Origin of the sequence: Paractinoplanes aksuensis, assembly GCF_024137025.1 — a bacterium.
GTDB classification, from domain to species: Bacteria; Actinomycetota; Actinomycetes; order Mycobacteriales; family Micromonosporaceae; genus Actinoplanes; species Actinoplanes aksuensis.
The window spans coordinates 32,492-49,091 of the sequence record NZ_JAMYJR010000013.1; the positions used below are offsets into that span (position 1 = coordinate 32,492).

Here is a 16,600-nt window from a genome sequence, read left to right on the forward strand (position 1 = left end):
AGTCGGGGAGGGGGCGAGGGCATGGCAGGTAACGATCGTGCAGAGGCCTGGACCTCGGCGCTCCGCGAGCAACAGGGTTCGATGGATCTCGGCGCCGACCTGGGACCGGCCGACCCGACCGCGTACACGATGCGCCGTCCGATCCCCGAGCCGATGCCGACCGACCGGCACGGCCCCGCGCGGATCATCGCCCTCGCCAACCAGAAGGGCGGCGTCGGCAAGACCACCACGACGATCAACCTGGGCGCGGCCCTGGCCGAGTACGGCCGCAAGGTGCTGCTGGTCGACTTCGACCCCCAGGGCGCGTGCTCGGTCGGCCTCGGCGTCAACCCGCACAACCTCGACCTCAGCATCTACAACCTGCTCATGCAGGACGACGTGACCGCTGAGGACGTCATCATCAAGACCGACGTCGCCGGCCTGCACCTGCTGCCGGCCAACATCGACCTCTCGGCGGCCGAGATCCAGCTGGTCAACGAGGTCGCGCGCGAGATGGCGCTGGCCCGCGTGCTGCGCTCGGTCCGCAAGGAATACGACTTCATCCTGATCGACTGCCAGCCCTCGCTGGGCCTGCTGGCGATCAACGCGCTCACCATCGCGCACGGCGTGCTCATCCCGCTCGAGTGCGAGTTCTTCTCGCTGCGCGGTGTGGCCCTGCTGCTCGACACGATCGACAAGGTGCGCGAACGGCTGAACTTCGACCTCGAGCTCGAGGGCATCCTGGCCACCATGTACGACTCCCGCACCACCCACTGCCGCCAGGTGCTGCAGCGCGTGGTCGAGGCGTTCGGCGACAAGGTCTACCAGACCGTCATCACCAAGACGGTCAAGTTCCCCGAGTCCACGGTGGCCGGCGCGCCCATCACCACGCTCGACCCGGCCTCGTCCGGGGCCCGCAACTACCGGCAGCTGGCCCGCGAGGTCATCGCCGCCAAGGCTGAGCGCGGCTGACCGCTCTTCTTCTTTTTGGAGATCCGTGCTCTACGCCCTTGGCGATCCGGTGGCGTTCGTCGCCCTGGTTCTCTCCTTCCTGCTCGCGCTCGTCCTGCGCTCCGTCGCCATCCGGCTGACCGCGCGCAGCCTCGGCCTGGCCGAACGACGCGATTCGATCACCCCGCGCCTGCGCGAGGACGTCGACCCGTTCGGCGCCGTGGCGGCCGCAATCGGCGGCATGGGCTGGGGCAAGATCCTCACCGTCGACGACGTGCCCCGCTACCGCGGCAAGGCCCGGGCCATCATGGTCTTCGCGGCCGGCCCGGTGCTGTGCATCCTGGTGTCCCAGCTGATCCTGCTCGGCTACGCCCTGGCGTACCCGGAAAACTTTCTGTCGCAGATCGGACCGGCCGACGTGCTCCTCGGCCTGGGCGGCGTGCCGTTCGTCGACCAGATCGTGTTGTCGCTGGCCGTGGGCCTGCTCTGCTTCGGACTGCTGGCCCTGATCCCGATCCCGCCGCTCGACGGCTTCGGCATCCTCTACAACGCCGTCAGCCGCCCCGGTCGGGGTATGCAGTGGATGCGCCTGTGGTTCGAGGACAAGAACATCGGCGTATTGGTGCTGCTCATCCTGTGTCTGTTCCCGTTCGGCGCGCCGTTCCTGCTGCTGATCCTGAACGGCCTGGGCCTGGTCTTCGTCCGCGTCTGGGGGTAGTCCCCGATTCGTGCCTCCGGTGGAAACCAGGAGGCGATCTGTGGCGCGTGGGGCGCACTCTGAAGTGGCTCCACTTTCACCTCCATCGGCTCAGCCACTCTTCGTAGCTTCACCGGCTCAGCTACTTCCGTCGGCCCATCCACCGTTCACCGGCTCTGCCAGCTTCACGGCTCTGCCAGCTTCACGGCTCTGCCAGCTTCACGGCTCAGCCAGCTTTGTCGGCCCATCCACCTTCGTCGGCTCGTCCACCGGAGTTGATCGACATGCGTAGCCAGATGCTCGCCGCCCGCGCCGCCGCCCTGTTCGCCAGCGACCTGCCCTGCGGATCGCGCCCGGACGCCACCCTCGTCGAGAACGCGATCGCCGCCTCGGTGCGCCGCGCCGGTGGCACCCGCGGCTGCGTGGCCGCCCTGGCCGCCGCCTACGGCGACTACCCCGAGACCGCCGCCGTCCGCATGCGCTGGGCGCGAAGTGTGGTCCAGGGTGCGTACGAACCATCGCCGGCACCCGATCTGGTGCTGGCCGCTTGATCGCGGGGGAGCGGCTAGCTCTCTGCTCGGCTGCCGCTCCCCGTTCGCGCAGGTCAGCGGGTCTCCGCCTTGTTGGGCCGCGCGTTGTTGGCCCGCGCGTTGTTGGCCTGCGCGTTGTTGGCCTGCGCGTTGTTGGGCCGCGCGTTGTTGGGCCGCGCCATGTCGGGCCGCGATTTGTCGGCCCGCGCCTTGTCGGTCAGCGGACGGTGATCACGGCGATCGGGAACTTGCGGTCGGTCTTGGTCTCGTAGTCGGCGGCGTCCGGCCAGTAGGCCCGCCACACGCCGTAGAGGCGCTCCCAGTCGGCGTCCTGGCCCGGCCGGACGACCCGGTGGTCGGCCTGCACAGTCTCGGCGCCGAGCTCGATGGTGACCGGACCTTCGAGGGCCTCGAGGTTGGCCACCCACTGCGGTTCGCTCGGCGCGCCGCCGGCGCTGCCGCAGAGCAGGTACGTGTCGCCGTCGGGCGCCGCGACGAGTGGATTGACGGTCACCTTGCCGGTCTTGCGCCCGGGCGTGTGCAACAGGAGGGTCGTCTTGCCCTCCCAGTGCCCGCCGAGCACGCCGTCGCGGGCGCGGAAGTCCGCGATGATCGTGTCATTGAACGAAGCCATGATCCAAAGAGTAGTTGACGGCGGGAATATCTGACTTCCGCGGTACTCGACCGAGCATCCGATATGGCCGGTGGTGAACAGTCACCCGGCCGTCGTGTTCTGCTCCCACCAGGTGGCCGCCTGTCGCGTCCCGCTCCGACTAAGTGGCCGCCTGTCGCGTTCTGCTCTGCCCAGGTGGCCGCTCGTCGCGTTCTACTCTGATTGAGCGGCCGCTTGTCGCGTTCTGCTCTGCCCAGGTGGCCGCTCGTCGCGTTCTACTCTGATTGAGCGGCCGCTTGTCGCCTTCTGCTCTGACCAGGTCGCCGCTCGTCGCGTTCTACTTTGATTGAGCGGCCGCTTGTCGCGTTCCGCTCCGACCAGGCGGTCGCTTGTCGCTTTCTACTCTCATCAGGTGGCCGGTCGTCGTTTTCTGCTTTGATCAGCCGGTCGGCGGGCCATCATCCACTGCTCGCTGCAGTCTTGGGCGTTGGTCAGTCAGTAACCAGCCGCTCTGTTTCGCGTTGATCTTGCAGTAACCCATCGCTCGTTCCCGCGTTGATCAACCAGTCACCCGTCGCCCCCTCCGACGTTGATCAACTGGAGCGATGGGAGTTGACCTGTGAGGCGGGAGCAGGTTGTCGGAGCCGTGGTCTACGGTCAGTTCGTGCCTGAAGAGTCGACCCATCCGCCCGCCGGGCCTCCCGTGCCGGTGACCGACGCCGCGCCGCCGGCTGTCGATGCCGTCCCGGCGCCGGCTGTCGATGCCGCCGCGACGCCGCTCGACGCCGACGACGGCCTGCCGATGAGCGCCCCGGTGAATGCCGACGGCGTCGCGGTGGACGCCGAGGGCAACCCGATCGACGACGGCAAGTTCCTCGTGCGGCTCGACAACTTCACCGGCCCGTTCGACCTGCTGCTGCAGCTGATCGGCAAGCACAAGCTCGACGTCACCGAGGTCGCCCTGCACCAGGTGACCGACGACTTCATCGCGTACATCCGGGCCATGGGCGACGACTGGGACCTGGGCGAGGCCAGCGAGTTCCTGCTGGTCGCGGCCACCCTGCTCGACCTCAAGGCGGCCCGCCTGCTGCCCGCCGCCGACGTCGAGGACGAGGAAGACCTGGCCCTGCTCGAGGCGCGCGACCTGCTCTTCGCCCGTCTGCTGCAATACAAGGCCTACAAAGAGGCCGCCTCGCACATCATGGAACTCGAGATCAACGGCATGCGCCGCTGGCCCCGAGACGTGTCGATGGAGCCGAGGTACGCCGAGGCCCTGCCCGAGCTGGTGCTGGGCGTCGGCCCCGAGCGCCTGTTCAAGCTGGCGCTCAAACAGTTCGCCCCCAAGCCCGGCCCGCCCGAGGTGTCGATCGCCCACATCCACCAGGTACGCGTCAGCGTCCGCGAACACGCCACCCTGCTACGCGACCGCCTGCGCCGCGCCGGCCAGGCAACATTCAGCCTGCTGGTCGCCGACTGCGAAAACACGCTGGAAGTCGTGGCCCGCTTCCTGGCCCTGCTAGAGCTGTACCGCGAGGGCCTGATCGACTTCGAACAGCCGGTCTCCCTCGACGAACTGACAGTCCGCTGGATCGGCGGCGACGCCACAGACGCCGACCTGGACATCGACGACTACGAGGGCACCAAACCCGACCCCGACGCCCCACCAGCAGAACCCATAACCGACAGCGACGTAACAGCCCTCCAAAACGCCCCCGACCCCGACGACGACCCGGACGACAACGAGCACGCCCCGTTCAGCAGGTCTCGCGCCGCAACCGACCCCGACGACGACTCGGACGACAGCGAGCACGCCCCGTTCAGTAGGTCGCTCGCCACAGCCGACCCGGATGACGACGCCGACAGCGAGCCCGCCTTCCCCGCTGGGATGCTCTCCGCGACCGACCTGACCGGTGGCGACGGCAGCGGGCACGCCCACTCCGGCGGGTTGCTCGCCACAGCCGACCCGGATGACGACGCCGACAGCGAGCCCGCCTTCCCCGCTGGGTTGCTCTCCGCGACCGACCTGACCGGTGGCGACGGCAGCGGGCGCGCCCGCTCCGGCGGGTTGCCCGCCACAACCGACGCGGACGATGACGACAGCGGGCGCGCCCTCTCTGCAGGATTGTCCGCCGCGACCGGCCCGGACGACGTCGCCAACGGCGAGCACACTCCCTTCAGCGGATCTCCCGCCACAACCGACCCGGACGACGATGCGTGGGAGCCGGACGACTCTTACAGCGAGGCGACCACACTCTCTGCCGGGTCGGCTGTGGCCGGGATCGATGCAGACGACGAGTCGTCGGAGCTGAGCGATTCCAGGGACGAGTTCGTTGGCGCGGCTGCTCTTTCCGCTGAGCCAACCGTTGCCGGAATTGACTCGGCTGACGATGCCTCGGAGCTGGACGACTTCGACGACGAACTCGGCGACGTGGCCACCCTCGCCACTGGTTCGCTCGCCGAAACCGACCCGGATGACGGTGCGGGGGAGCCGGACGACTCTCGTAGCCAGTTCGCCGAACTGACCTTCCTCTCCACCGAGCCTCCCGCGGCCAAGGCCGACCCGGATGACGCACCCCGTGAGCTGGGCGATCCCGACCTCGAGCACACCGACGCCATCCTCGTACCCGCTGGATCGGCCACCGACCTGCGTGATCACGCCGCCGATCTTGAGCCTGTCGAGGATGCGAACGGTGGCGATCTTCCCACTGGGGCTGTCGTCGGGGACGGCCGTGACGGCGTGGCCGCGCCTGGGCAGGGCATCGTTGGCGGCGTGGTGGACGCTGGCCGGCGGGCGGGTGACTCCGAGGGTGAGAGTGGGGAATCGCCTGGATCGGGTAACTCCGGGGCGGATGACCGACTTGACGTGGGCCGTCGGCTTGATGATCTTGGCGTGGAAGACGACGACGCGAGGGGACGATCGTGAGCGACGACGAGCGGCAGGACTCACTCGCGGCCCAAGCCGCCGCCTGGGTGCCGCCGTGGGAACGGGCCCCGAGAACGCCGGACCGCAACTATCAGGCCGCCGCTGAGGCCGGGGCCCGAGCGGAAGCCGACAATCCCCACTCCAACGCACCCCACGGCGACGCTGCCCGCAACGCCGACGTTGCCGAGGAAGAGGCGCGAGCTGAAGCCGGCGCGGAGTCAACCCCTTCTGACGTCGACAGCGAAGATGCGGACGACGCCGAGCGTGATGCTGCAACAGCAGCCGGCGGGAGCGAGGACGATGTGTTCGCGGGCCGGGTCGTGGCTGAGGAGCGTGCCTCCGGGGCCGTCGCGGATGTGCGGGCCGGCGGGGGACGGGCGGACTCCGGACCTGCGGTGGGGGCTCCGGAGGACACGGAGTCGATCGACGAGTCGGGGTTGTCGGATGATGACGACGATTTCGATCCGGCTTTCGAGGGGGCCAACCCGGTCGTTGCGACCGAGGACGACGCGGTGGGAGTGGACGTCGAGGTCGGGCTCCGAGAGTCGGTGAGCGAGGCCGAGCCGGTCGATGTGACGCCGGGGCCGGAGCTGCCCTTGCCGGAACCGATCGAGCAGGCCGTCGAAGCCGCGGACGAGAACGAGCCGGGAACTCCGGTCGATGCCCCGCTGCCGCCGGAAGGTGACGACGCGGGCGATGTGTTCGACGCGGCGGCCGACGATGACGTGAGCGACGACGGCGAGATGGATCTGCCGTTCGCCGACGAGGTGCCGGTGTCCGACTCCGAGGACGACCCGGAGGACGACGCCGTCATCGACCAGGACGACGCCGTCATCGACCAGGACGACGCCGTCATCGACCAGGACGACGACGCCACCGACGAGGAGTGGGACGACACCCCGGAAGAGCCCGCGGTGGCTGCGGCTAAGCCCGCTACCCCCAAGGCTGCGAAGGCTGAGACCACGAAGGCCGCAGCAGAAGAAGCTGCGGTTGCCGATACGGCGGTCACCGAAGCGGCGGTGCCGGGGCAGAAGCGCCGGGCGGCGAAGGTGGACGTCACGATCGACGAGGCTGAGCTGCGTACGCCGGAAATGGATCTTCCGGGGTTGACCGACGATGCGGAGCTGGCGGCCGCACTCGAGGCGATCATGCTGGTGGTCGACGAGCCGGTGGCCGAGCTGCAGCTCGCGCAGATCCTGGAACAGCCGACCGAGCGCATCGCGCTGATGCTCGACAATCTGTCGGCCCGCTACACGGCGGCGGGGCACGGGTTCGACCTGCGGCGGGTGGCCGGTGGCTGGCGTCTCTACACGCGGCCGGAATACGCGGCGTACGTGGAAAGGTTCGTTCTCGACGGGCAGTCTGTGCGGCTGACCCAGGCGGCGCTGGAGACACTGGCCGTGGTCGCCTACAAGCAGCCGGTGACCCGGTCGAGGATCAGCGCCATCCGAGGTGTGAACTGCGACGGGGTCATGCGTACGCTTGTCACTCGCGGCCTGATCGAGGAATGCGGCACCGAGAGCGAAACCGGGGCACACCTGTATCGCACGACCGGGCTGTTCCTCGAGAAGCTCGGCCTCAACTCGGTCGATCAGCTGCCGCCGCTCGCTCCGTTCCTGCCCGACGACGTGGAAGAAGTGCTCGATGCCACAGGCTGACACCGCCGAACGCCTCCAGAAAGTCCTGGCGGCGGCCGGTGTTGGATCCCGCCGCGCCTGCGAAGACCTGATCTTCCGCCGACGCGTCACGGTCAACGGCAAGGTCGCCAAGCTCGGCGACAAGGTCGACCCCACTAAAGCCGAGATCCTCGTCGACGGGCAGCGGGTGATCACCGACACCAAACTCGTCTACCTGGCCCTCAACAAGCCCCGAGGCGTCGTGTCGACGCTCGACGACGAGAAGGGCCGCAACGAGCTCGCCGACTTCGTCGGCCAGTTCGACGTGCGCCTGCACCACGTGGGCCGGCTCGATGCCGACTCCGAGGGCCTGCTGCTGATCACCAACGACGGTGAGCTGACCAACAAGCTCACCCACCCCCGCTACGAGATCCAGAAGACGTACGTGGCCGAGGTCATCAACGGCCCGCTGCCCCGCAACGTCGGCCGCCAGCTGCTCAGCGGCGTCGAACTCGAGGACGGCCCGGCCAAGGCCGACGGGTTCAAGCTGCTCGGCGCGCTCGGCAAGACCGCGCAGGTCGAGATCGTCCTGCACGAGGGCCGCAAACACATCGTGCGCCGCATGCTCGAAGAGGTCGGCCATCCGGTAACCCGCCTGATCCGCACGGCAGTGGGCCCGATCCGTCTGGGCGACCTCCGCCCCGGCGGCTTCCGCCACCTCTCCAACGCCGAGGTGGCCGCCCTGTTCAAGGCCGCCGGCGACAGCTGACGTCCACCGCTTCACAAAGGGGTCCGGAAAGATCCGGGCCCCCTTTGTGTTCTGGCTGAGCCAGCAGCACCCGTCATGCATACATCCCACCTCCACGCGCGTCGCCGGACTGCCCGTCTCTCCACGTCCCTCGCCCTGGAGCGTCCGACGGGTCGAGCGGACCCACGCCGAGCGTGTGAATCGAGGCGGCATGAATGTCATCCGGGACGGGCGCTACCTTGTCGTTCGCCGTGAGCAGTTCGTTGCGCGCTTTCCTCCTGTGCCGGACGACGAGTTGGAAGAGCTTCGGGAACAAGAAATCTACGTGACCGTGGCCGGTGGTCCGACCTACTACGCGACCCTCATGACGCTTGACGCCATTGATGCTGTGCTGCGCCGGTGGGCGGAGACCGGTGAAGCTGCGGGTGGCCGTTACTTCTTCTCGACGGACCTGGTCATCACACCCCGGCCGGGCATCACGGCGATGATCGAGGCGATCGAGGGGCTCGTCGCCGAGGGTGAGATCGCCGGTGCCTGCCAGGTCGTTCCCCATCCCTTGGAAACCGGCGACTCCTCGGACTGAGCGACCAGTTCTACCCCGCATGGAACTGCCAGACCTGGACAGGCCGAGGCGCTCTGGAACGGAATCAGCCGCGCGCCGGCATCGTCGTCCGGTCGACGAAGGTGGCTCTAAAGGATGATCACGACCTTTCCGACCGTGTGGTCGCGGGCGAATGTGGTCAGTGCTTCGACGGCGTCGCTCAGTGAGTAGGTCGCCGTGATCGTGGGGGACAGGGCGGCCACTTCAGCCATGCCGCCGAACCGGCCGTCGAGATCCAGCACCAGTTCGAAGCGGATGTCGGTGCGGTCGATCATTTCGGGGCGCGGTGGCGGGAACGTGATCGTGAAGAGCCGCCCGCCGGGGCGTAGGGCGGTGGCCGCCCTCTGCAGGCGGTCGGTGGGCAGCACCAGGTTCAGGGCCAGGTCGATGTCGGGCGGGTAGGGGTCGTCGTAGCTGATGACGCTTTCCGCGCCCAGCTTGCGGAGCAGATCCTTGTCATTCGGATGCCCGGTGGCGATCACGTGGGTGCCCGCCTGTTTGAGCAGGGGCAGGAGGGTGGTGCCGACGCCGCCGGTCGCTCCGATGAGCAGGACTGTCTCGCCGGGTTGGGGCTGGGCGGTCGCCATCAGGGCCCGTGCCGTCAGGCCCACAGTGGGCAGTGCGGCAGCCTCGATGATCGGCAGGGCCGCGGCGCGGTGCGTGATGAATGGGGTGCCTGCTTCGAACACCGCGTATTCCGCGAGCGCCCCGGTTGTCATCGATGGGTTGGCGCCGGCCATGGCGCGCAGGGCCCGGGGCACGGCGTGGCCGAAGACCTCGTCGCCCGGGCGGTAGGCGGTCACGTCGTCGCCGACGGCGGTGACGGTGCCGGCGAAGTCGTTACCGGGCACGTGCGGGAAAGTCAGCGGCGCCTGGGTTCGGTAGGCGCCGCTCGGGATGACTATGTCGCCCGGGTTGATCGACGCGGCGGCGATGCGGACCTGGATCTGGCCCGGGCCGGGATCAGGGATCGGTAGATCGGCGAGCACATAGCTCTCGGGCGGGCCGTAGTCGGTGGCGACGATCGCTTTCATGGAATTCCTCCCCGTGCAGAAGCGGACCGTGCGGTCACGTTAGACTCAAACGGACCGCCCGGTCAACTTGCTAATCTCGTGACCGTGACACCTGAACGGCCGCTGCGCGCGGACGCCGCCCGCAACCGATATGCCCTGCTCAAGGCCGCTTCCGAAGAGTTCGCGGCGCACGGGCTGGACGCCTCGGTGGCCGACATCGCCCGGCGCGCCGGCATCGGCAAGGGCACCGTCTTCCGGCACTTCTCCACCAAGGACGACCTGCTCGCTGCCGTCGTCATCGACCGGATCGACGGGTTGGGCCTGCTCGCGCGCGACCTGCTGACCGCCCCCGATCCGGGCGCGGCCCTGCTCGAGTTCATGGAGGCAGCAGCCGGCCGTCAGCGTCAGCTCGATTTGTCATTCCTGCGCGACGCCCACAGCGTGAACGACCTGCTCGACGACACGCGGTCGGAGCTGTTCACGGCCATCACGGCCCTGGTCGAGCGGGCCAAGGACGCCGGCGCCATCCGGCCCGACATCACCGGCATGGACGTGATTCTGCTGATGTGCGCGCCGAACCACGTCGTCAGCTTCGTGCCCGACGCGCCACCCGATCTGTGGCGCCGCTACCTGGGCATCATCTTCGACGGGTTGCGGCCCGAGGGCGCGCGCCCGTTGCCGGCCGCGAGCTAGTCGAGGGTCTGCAGAGCCTTCAGCACGGGCGCATAGAGGCGGGTCTTGATCGTCTCGAGAGTCGGTCCGGCCTTGTTGACCTGGGTCGCGGCGAGGGTGATGGCCGTGCTCAGCACGTCGGCCTCCGGTACTGCATGGTCGACAATCTTGCGTTCGTACGCTTCCTCGCCGCCGAATCGGCGGGCTGTGACCATCGCCTCATGGGCTGCCGGCGGGTTCAGGCGAGCCTGGATGAGAGCCGACATTCCGGGCGTGAAGGGGATGTTAATGTCGGCCTCAGGCAGACACCAGAAACCACGGTCGGCACGCATGATCCGCAGGTCGTGAGCGAGAGAGAGCATCGCGCCGGCGGCGAACGTGTGGCCTTGCAGGGCGGCGACGGTCACATACGGCGCGGTCAGCAAGCGCGAGAAAAGAGCTTGGACCCTCAGGCCGTACGGGGTGAATTGCTCGGGATTGTCGCCGAGCCACTCCAGGTCGAGGCCGTTGGACCAGATCTTGCCGCGCGCTGTGGTGACAAGCGCGTGCGGTCCGTCGGTCTTGGCGATCTCGTCGAGGGCGGACTCGACCCCGGTCAGCCAGTCGGGGTGGAAGCGGTTCTCGTTGTCGCCGAGATCGAGGACGAAGACGGCATCGTGGCGCTCGAGGGTGGGCATGACGACTCCCTTCGCGTTACTCGCGGGTAACATACCCTAGTTAGTCGCTCAGCGGTGGTCCGGGCACAATGGGAGGGTTGGTCGGGCAGGCAAACTCAGGAGGAACGGTGGCAGAAGTTGTACGGCCGGAAAAATGTGTGGTCGCGGTCGACGGCCCCTCCGGTTCCGGCAAGTCCACCGTGTCCCGGCGGCTCGCCTCCCGGATCGACGGCGTCTACCTCGACACGGGCGCCATGTACCGGGCCGTGACCTGGGCCGTGCTGCAGGCCGGCGTCGACCTGGGCGACCCTGACGCCATCGCGAAGATCGCGCTCGAGACCGAGTTGTCGATCGGCACCGACCCCACCGCTCCGCATTTCGCCGCCAACGGCGTGAACGTCGACGCCCCGATCCGTGGCGCCGAGGTCACCCAGGCCGTGTCGGCCGTGGCCGCGGTGCCCTCCGTACGCAAGCACCTGGTGGCTCTGCAGCGGGCGATCATCGCCGGGCACCCGCGGATCATCGTCGAGGGCCGCGACATCGCCTCGGTCGTCGCGCCCGACGCCGACCTCAAGGTCTACCTGACCGCGTCCGCGGCGGCTCGCGCCCAGCGGCGCAGCTCCGAGGACGCCGCCGACGTCGCCGCCACCCAGGCCGACCTGGCCCGGCGCGACCAGCTCGACTCCTCACGCAAGACCGATCCGCTGCGCCAGGCCGACGACGCCATCGAGGTCGACACGACCGGCATCGGCATCGACGAGGTCGTTGCGTACCTTTTGAATCTTTTGAACAGCAAGGTGAGTTCGTGAGCGAGGCTCCGATTTTCGAGGTCGACCAGACGGTCGAGGACACGGGCCCGGTCCCCGTCGTCGCCGTCGTCGGCCGCCCCAACGTGGGCAAGTCCACGCTGGTCAACCGCATCATCGGCCGCCGCCAGGCCGTGGTCGAGGACGTCCCCGGCGTCACCCGTGACCGCGTACCCTATGACGCGCAGTGGAACGGACGCCGCTTCACCGTCGTCGACACCGGCGGCTGGGAACCCGACGCCCGCGACCGGGCTGCGGCCATCGCCGCCCAGGCCGAGATCGCCGTCCAGACCGCGGACGTGGTCGTCTTCGTCGTCGACGTCACCGTCGGCGCCACGGACGTCGACGAGGCCGCGGTCAAGATGCTGCGCCGCTCCCACAAACCGGTCATCCTGGTCGCCAACAAGGCCGACAACCAAAATCTGGAGATGGAAGCAGTCTCGCTGTGGTCCCTGGGCCTCGGCGAGCCCCACACCATCTCGGCCCTGCACGGCCGCGGCTCCGGCGACCTGCTCGACGACATCCTGTCCGCGCTCCCCGAACCCCCGCCGATCGTCGAGGGCGGCCCCCGCGGCCCCCGGCGCGTAGCTTTGGTCGGCCGCCCCAACGTAGGCAAGTCGTCCCTGCTCAACCGCGTATCCAAAGAGGAACGCGCCGTGGTCGACTCGGTCGCCGGCACCACGGTCGACCCGGTCGACAGCCTCGTCGAGATGGACGGCGAACTCTGGCAGTTCGTCGACACCGCCGGCCTACGCAAAAGGGTGAATCAGGCTTCCGGTACGGAGTACTACGCCTCCCTCCGCACGGCCGGGGCGGTCGAGGCCGCGGAAGTAGCGGTAGTGCTGCTCGACTCGGCCGAAGTCATCTCCGAGCAAGACCAGCGAGTGCTGACCCAGGTGGTGGAAGCAGGTCGCGCCCTGGTGATCGCCTTCAACAAGTGGGACCTGGTCGACGCCGACCGCCGAATCTTCCTCGACAAGGAAATCGAGCGGGAACTCAAGCGCATCCCGTGGGCCATCCGAGTGAACATCTCGGCCAAGACCGGCCGGGCTGTCGACAAGCTGGCCCCCGCCCTGCGCCGCGCCCTGGCCTCATGGGAACAGCGGGTGCCGACCGGTGCCCTCAACCAGTGGCTGACGGCACTGACCCAGGCCACCCCGCACCCCGTACGCGGAGGTCGCGCCCCCCGCATCCTGTTCGCCACCCAGGCCGGCGTCTCCCCGCCGCGCTTCGTCCTCTTCACAACGGGCCCGCTCGACGCCGGCTACCAACGCTTCATCGAACGCAAGCTCCGCGAGGAGTTCGGCTTCGAGGGCAGCCCCATCGAGGTCTCGGTAAAGCCCAGGAAGAAAACAGGCCCGGGGGGTCGCGGCAAAGCCCACGGCTAGGACTTGCTAAGCTATCCGAGTTGCCGCGCGGTGTTGGTGCCGGGCGGCGGCGGGCTGTAGCGCAGCTTGGTAGCGCACTTGACTGGGGGTCAAGGGGTCGCAGGTTCAAATCCTGTCAGCCCGACGCAGGTCAGAGGGCATATCTCATAGATGGATATGCCCTCTCTTCATGCCTGAGTGACTAACTGGGTGACTACGAGCCGTGGGTGTCGTCCGGACCGAAGATGCGGTCCATGGCGACGGCTCCGTTGAGCAGCACCGGCCGGAGTTGGTGACGGTAGACGCTCTCGGTGATGGATGTGCCGGAGTGCCCGCATAGGTCGGCGATCTCTTCGAGGCTCATGCCGTTGTCGGAGAGCAGCGACACGAAGCTGTGCCGCAATTCGCGGGGTGTCCACTCAGCGGAGTTGAGTCCGGCCGCTTTGATGATTGGCCGGAAGGCTCGCAGCACATTATGCCGGTCGAGCTGGGTACCGGTCTTGCTGGCGAAGACGAGTGCATCACCGGTCGGTAGGCCCTGGCGTTCCCATTGGTCGGTGAGGACCTGGACGCAGCGGGCAGGCAGCGCGAGTGAACGGCGCGACTTGCGGGTCTTGGTGTCGCCGTCGACGCGTACCGAGCGCCAGACATGGACCGAGGGCGGGATCGGCGGATCGATGTCCGGTCGCCCTTCGAGGTCGACGTGTGCCCAGGTGAGAGCGCGTAGCTCTTCGGTGCGGGCACCGGTTAAAAGCGAGAGCACGACATAAGCGTGCAGGGTGCTGTGCTCGGCAGCAGTGAGCAGTGCCTTAGCCTGATCAAAGGTCAGGGACTTCGACGGTCGGCCGTCCAGCCCGTACGGCACCGAGCACAGGCTGACGACGTTGCGCATGACCTTGTCGCGGGCCATGGCACGGTTGATGGAGCGATTAAGGATCGAGTGCAGCAGGCGCAGGGTCCGTGTGCTGAGAATTTTCGACTTGGCGGCTAACCACCGGTCGATGTCGTTGGCGGTGAGGTCGCGGAGTTTGCGGGCACCGAGATCCGGCGCGATGTGAGTTCCCGACAACCCGGTGTAGTTGCCGACAGTGTTCGCGGCTTTTCCGCTCAACCCGTAGGCCAGCCAGTCCGCCAGAGCGTCGGCGACGGTGAATCCGGTGTGGGCGATCGATAGCCCGTCTTCGTACTCGCGGATCTTCTTCCGGAGTGCGTTGTTCGCTTCGGTTTTGGTTTTGCCGCTGGCTTTGCGGACGATGCGCTTGCCTGCCGGGGTGTAGCCGACCGTCACTGAGGCGATCCAGCGCTGTCGCGCTTCGTCCCAGTGCAACCCGCCATCTCCGCGACTTCGGCGTTTCGTCATGCGGCGACTCCTTTCGTGCTCTCCCGTTCCAGTAGGGAGACGTACTCGGTGATGGCCGACTCGGGCACTAGGCGGGTACGACCTTCTTTGACAGTGCGCAGTCGGCCGCCGCGGATGAGTTCGTAGATCACGGAGCGGCTGAGGCTCAGTTGCCGCATGGCTTCGGGGATGCGGTACAGAGCCTTCCGCTGGGGCTCGTTCAACGGCGTTCCTTCCTAGCGGGCAGGTGGTAATCAGGCGGCTTGCAGGGCCAGGGGTACAACGAACCCGGCTTCATGGGCGAGTTCTTCGCGGCCCGTTTCGTGTCGAGCGCGGGCCATGGCGGCGGCGGTGTTGGCGAGAAGGGCGTCGCCGTTGTTGTGCCAGCCGACTCCGGCGAAGGACAGGTTGCCGACGATCAGCGTCGTCTCGTCGAGGTGGTCGACGGCGCGCACGGTGCTGGGGTCGGTGGCGGCCTGGTCCTCGGTGCGGCGGTAGACGATGCGGGTGTCTCGGAGCGTGGCGAAGCGCACGACGCGGCGGCGAGTTTTGGTGAGGAAGTGTCCGGCGAAGCCGAACCGGTGTGCCCATCGACGTAGCCGCGCATACGGGTTGGTGGCCGGGCGGCCGCTGGTGGGTTTGGTGTCAAGGTTGGCTTGACGTTCGGCAACGCAGACGGGGCAGGCCCGGTAGCGGGTGTGGGTGCCGCAGTCTGGGCAATCCCACGGTTCGCCGAACGGGCCGCCGGTCGCAGTGCGGGGCCGGTCGCCAGGAGGCCGGGTACGAGCAGACAGGTCAGAGATGGGACGTCCGATTCGCCAGCAGGCGGCGACGAGTCGGGCGATGTGGTCGCCGTCGGGATCGTATTGGCCGATGGTGTCGTCGGTGATGCGGGTGGAGGAGAACCCGGTGGCTTCGGTGCTCTTGGTCGTGTACTTGGCGAGATAGCCGGCCTTTTGCGAGGCGAGCTGTTCGCCGACCATGTCGTCGGTGATGCTGCCGTCCCCGGCCAGGGTGAGGGCCTGAATGTCGAAGCCCTTGTCCGGGTCGCCCCACCGGACGTCCCAGCCTTCACGATTGTCGGGGTGTGCCGGGGTCGTGAAGGAGATGGTTCTCACCGCGTGGTGGAAGGCGGCAATGATGTCGTCGACGTCAACGCCTGGCGGGGGGATGAGGACGGCGTCGGGGTCGTCGGGGTGGACGCCGTCGAGGCGGACCAGGGCGTGGAAGTGCACGACGGCGCGGCGTTGCATCTCGGCGGCTTTGCCGTGGGTGAGCTGGGCGGCCGGGACCATGCGGACCTTGCCGCTCGGGGTGGTTTTGGCGACCGGGGGCAGGCCGCGGGCTTTGCAGAGCTGGGCGAGGTAGCGGTCGGCGGCTTGTTTGGTGCGGTGCCACAGTTCGGTGGAGAACAGGTTCCACACGACGTGGTGGTCGTAGTCGTAGCAGTCGAGGCACAGCGGTTGGCCGAGGGCGGGGTCGTCGGTGGTGTGGCGTCGCCAGCAGACGACCGGGTGCCCGTGTTCGCACGGTGCGGGGGTGTCGCGGCGAGCATGGCAGGGCTCGGCTTGGCAGGTGCAGCGTTTCCGGTTCGTGCAGGTGTGTTTGCGCACGACGCGGGTGTGCACGATGCCGAAGCTGGGGGCGGTGAAGGTGGGAAATACGGCCGGGTGTTTAGCGACCGTGGCCGGGATGCCTTTGCCACCAACGAGGAAGCTACGCAGGATCTGGTAGGCGTCGCGTTGGTAGGTGCGGGCGCAGGACGGGCAGACCGAGGCGAGGCGGGTTCCGCAGGCTTTGTAGATGGCAGCGTCGGGGAGCTGGTCGGTGTGCCGGGAGTCGAGGAGTCGGCCGGTGGCGGCTTCGATGCTGTCGAGGGTGCCGGACAGCCGGATCGGGCGGGTGCAGCCGGAGGCGGCTTGGACGTGCGACAGCCAGTCGAAGTAGTCCGGGCGCGAAGCACGGGTGAGGGCTTGCCCGGCGGCCGTGGAGTGGGCGGCCGGGGGTGTCCAACCGGTTGCGGCGTTCGACCCCGCACCCCGGGCAGAGTGCTCCCGGGGTGCGAGGTCCAGCGTCGAACTGGTCATGG

General features: G+C 68.1%; 15 protein-coding genes, 1 tRNA gene and 1 pseudogene. 11 read left to right on the forward strand and 6 right to left on the reverse strand.

Annotated elements, in window-relative coordinates; genetic code table 11:
• The first annotated feature begins 21 nt into the window (after window positions 1–21).
• From M1L60_RS12990 to M1L60_RS13000, 3 genes are all read left to right on the forward strand, one after another.
• Window positions 22–951: a ParA family protein gene (locus M1L60_RS12990; RefSeq protein WP_250033582.1), complete on the forward strand. Its 930-nt coding sequence runs from the start codon at window positions 22–24 to the stop codon at window positions 949–951.
• 25 nt (window positions 952–976) lie between these two features.
• Entirely contained in the window at window positions 977–1,648 is a 672-nt protein-coding gene (locus M1L60_RS12995) for a zinc metalloprotease (RefSeq protein ID WP_253237639.1), read from the forward strand.
• A gap of 263 nt (window positions 1,649–1,911) precedes the next feature.
• Window positions 1,912–2,178, forward strand: coding sequence for a hypothetical protein (locus M1L60_RS13000; RefSeq protein ID WP_253237640.1), 267 nt, complete (start codon window positions 1,912–1,914; stop codon window positions 2,176–2,178).
• Window positions 2,179–2,374: 196 nt separating this feature from the next.
• On the opposite strand, the gene M1L60_RS13005 is transcribed toward M1L60_RS13000, so the two are convergent.
• Window positions 2,375–2,791 (reverse strand): nitroreductase/quinone reductase family protein, encoded by a 417-nt coding sequence (locus M1L60_RS13005; protein WP_253237641.1) that lies wholly within the window; start codon window positions 2,789–2,791, stop codon window positions 2,375–2,377.
• Between the two features lie 781 nt (window positions 2,792–3,572).
• Here M1L60_RS13005 and M1L60_RS13010 point away from each other — a divergent pair.
• The 4 genes and pseudogenes from M1L60_RS13010 to M1L60_RS13025 all read left to right on the forward strand — a co-directional run.
• Window positions 3,573–4,413: pseudogene (locus M1L60_RS13010) on the forward strand (segregation and condensation protein A); the annotation flags it as partial.
• Between the two features lie 2,134 nt (window positions 4,414–6,547).
• Complete coding sequence (gene scpB / locus M1L60_RS13015) at window positions 6,548–7,351, forward strand: SMC-Scp complex subunit ScpB (protein WP_438862105.1); 804 nt, start codon at window positions 6,548–6,550, stop codon at window positions 7,349–7,351.
• Window positions 7,338–8,078: a pseudouridine synthase gene (locus M1L60_RS13020; protein ID WP_253237642.1), complete on the forward strand. Its 741-nt coding sequence runs from the start codon at window positions 7,338–7,340 to the stop codon at window positions 8,076–8,078. The genes scpB and M1L60_RS13020 overlap by 14 nt, the downstream gene beginning before the upstream one ends.
• A gap of 190 nt (window positions 8,079–8,268) precedes the next feature.
• Window positions 8,269–8,640: a hypothetical protein gene (locus M1L60_RS13025; protein ID WP_253237643.1), complete on the forward strand. Its 372-nt coding sequence runs from the start codon at window positions 8,269–8,271 to the stop codon at window positions 8,638–8,640.
• Window positions 8,641–8,747: 107 nt separating this feature from the next.
• Here M1L60_RS13025 and M1L60_RS13030 read toward each other — a convergent pair whose 3' ends face one another.
• Window positions 8,748–9,692: an NADP-dependent oxidoreductase gene (locus M1L60_RS13030; protein ID WP_253237644.1), complete on the reverse strand. Its 945-nt coding sequence runs from the start codon at window positions 9,690–9,692 to the stop codon at window positions 8,748–8,750.
• 84 nt (window positions 9,693–9,776) lie between these two features.
• Between M1L60_RS13030 and M1L60_RS13035 the strand changes: the two genes are divergently transcribed.
• Window positions 9,777–10,364: a TetR/AcrR family transcriptional regulator gene (locus tag M1L60_RS13035; RefSeq protein ID WP_253237645.1), complete on the forward strand. Its 588-nt coding sequence runs from the start codon at window positions 9,777–9,779 to the stop codon at window positions 10,362–10,364.
• On the opposite strand, the gene M1L60_RS13040 is transcribed toward M1L60_RS13035, so the two are convergent.
• Window positions 10,361–11,020: an enoyl-CoA hydratase/isomerase family protein gene (locus M1L60_RS13040; RefSeq protein ID WP_253237646.1), complete on the reverse strand. Its 660-nt coding sequence runs from the start codon at window positions 11,018–11,020 to the stop codon at window positions 10,361–10,363. The two genes, M1L60_RS13035 and M1L60_RS13040, sit on opposite strands and share 4 nt — an antisense overlap.
• A 107-nt stretch (window positions 11,021–11,127) precedes the next feature.
• Here M1L60_RS13040 and cmk point away from each other — a divergent pair, with 107 nt between their 5' ends.
• From cmk to M1L60_RS13055, 3 genes are all read left to right on the forward strand, one after another.
• Window positions 11,128–11,808 (forward strand): (d)CMP kinase, encoded by a 681-nt coding sequence (cmk, locus tag M1L60_RS13045; RefSeq protein WP_253237647.1) that lies wholly within the window; start codon window positions 11,128–11,130, stop codon window positions 11,806–11,808.
• Entirely contained in the window at window positions 11,805–13,193 is a 1,389-nt protein-coding gene (gene der / locus M1L60_RS13050) for a ribosome biogenesis GTPase Der (protein WP_253237648.1), read from the forward strand. The genes cmk and der overlap by 4 nt, the downstream gene beginning before the upstream one ends.
• A 50-nt stretch (window positions 13,194–13,243) precedes the next feature.
• Window positions 13,244–13,317 (forward strand) — tRNA-Pro (locus M1L60_RS13055).
• 69 nt (window positions 13,318–13,386) lie between these two features.
• Here M1L60_RS13055 and M1L60_RS13060 read toward each other — a convergent pair.
• The 3 genes from M1L60_RS13060 to M1L60_RS13070 are packed head-to-tail and all read right to left on the reverse strand — an operon-like array spanning window position 13,387 to window position 16,598.
• Window positions 13,387–14,532 (reverse strand): site-specific integrase, encoded by a 1,146-nt coding sequence (locus tag M1L60_RS13060; RefSeq protein ID WP_253237649.1) that lies wholly within the window; start codon window positions 14,530–14,532, stop codon window positions 13,387–13,389.
• Window positions 14,529–14,735 (reverse strand): helix-turn-helix domain-containing protein, encoded by a 207-nt coding sequence (locus M1L60_RS13065; RefSeq protein WP_256516417.1) that lies wholly within the window; start codon window positions 14,733–14,735, stop codon window positions 14,529–14,531. The genes M1L60_RS13060 and M1L60_RS13065 overlap by 4 nt, the downstream gene beginning before the upstream one ends.
• Before the next feature lie 30 nt (window positions 14,736–14,765).
• On the reverse strand, window positions 14,766–16,598 hold the full coding sequence (locus M1L60_RS13070) for a replication initiator (RefSeq protein WP_253237650.1): 1,833 nt from the start codon (window positions 16,596–16,598) through the stop codon (window positions 14,766–14,768).
• Window positions 16,599–16,600: the final 2 nt, after the last annotated feature.

Coding starts and splice junctions, on each gene's coding strand:
- M1L60_RS13040 (WP_253237646.1), bottom strand. CDS start 11,020: ATGCCCACCCTCGAGCGCCACGATGCCGTCTTCGTCCTCGATCTCGGC.
- M1L60_RS12990 (WP_250033582.1), top strand. CDS start 22: ATGGCAGGTAACGATCGTGCAGAGGCCTGGACCTCGGCGCTCCGCGAG.
- M1L60_RS13060 (WP_253237649.1), bottom strand. CDS start 14,532: ATGACGAAACGCCGAAGTCGCGGAGATGGCGGGTTGCACTGGGACGAA.
- M1L60_RS13030 (WP_253237644.1), bottom strand. CDS start 9,692: ATGAAAGCGATCGTCGCCACCGACTACGGCCCGCCCGAGAGCTATGTG.
- M1L60_RS13025 (WP_253237643.1), top strand. CDS start 8,269: ATGAATGTCATCCGGGACGGGCGCTACCTTGTCGTTCGCCGTGAGCAG.
- M1L60_RS13005 (WP_253237641.1), bottom strand. CDS start 2,791: ATGGCTTCGTTCAATGACACGATCATCGCGGACTTCCGCGCCCGCGAC.
- M1L60_RS13020 (WP_253237642.1), top strand. CDS start 7,338: ATGCCACAGGCTGACACCGCCGAACGCCTCCAGAAAGTCCTGGCGGCG.
- M1L60_RS13000 (WP_253237640.1), top strand. CDS start 1,912: ATGCGTAGCCAGATGCTCGCCGCCCGCGCCGCCGCCCTGTTCGCCAGC.
- M1L60_RS13070 (WP_253237650.1), bottom strand. CDS start 16,598: ATGACCAGTTCGACGCTGGACCTCGCACCCCGGGAGCACTCTGCCCGG.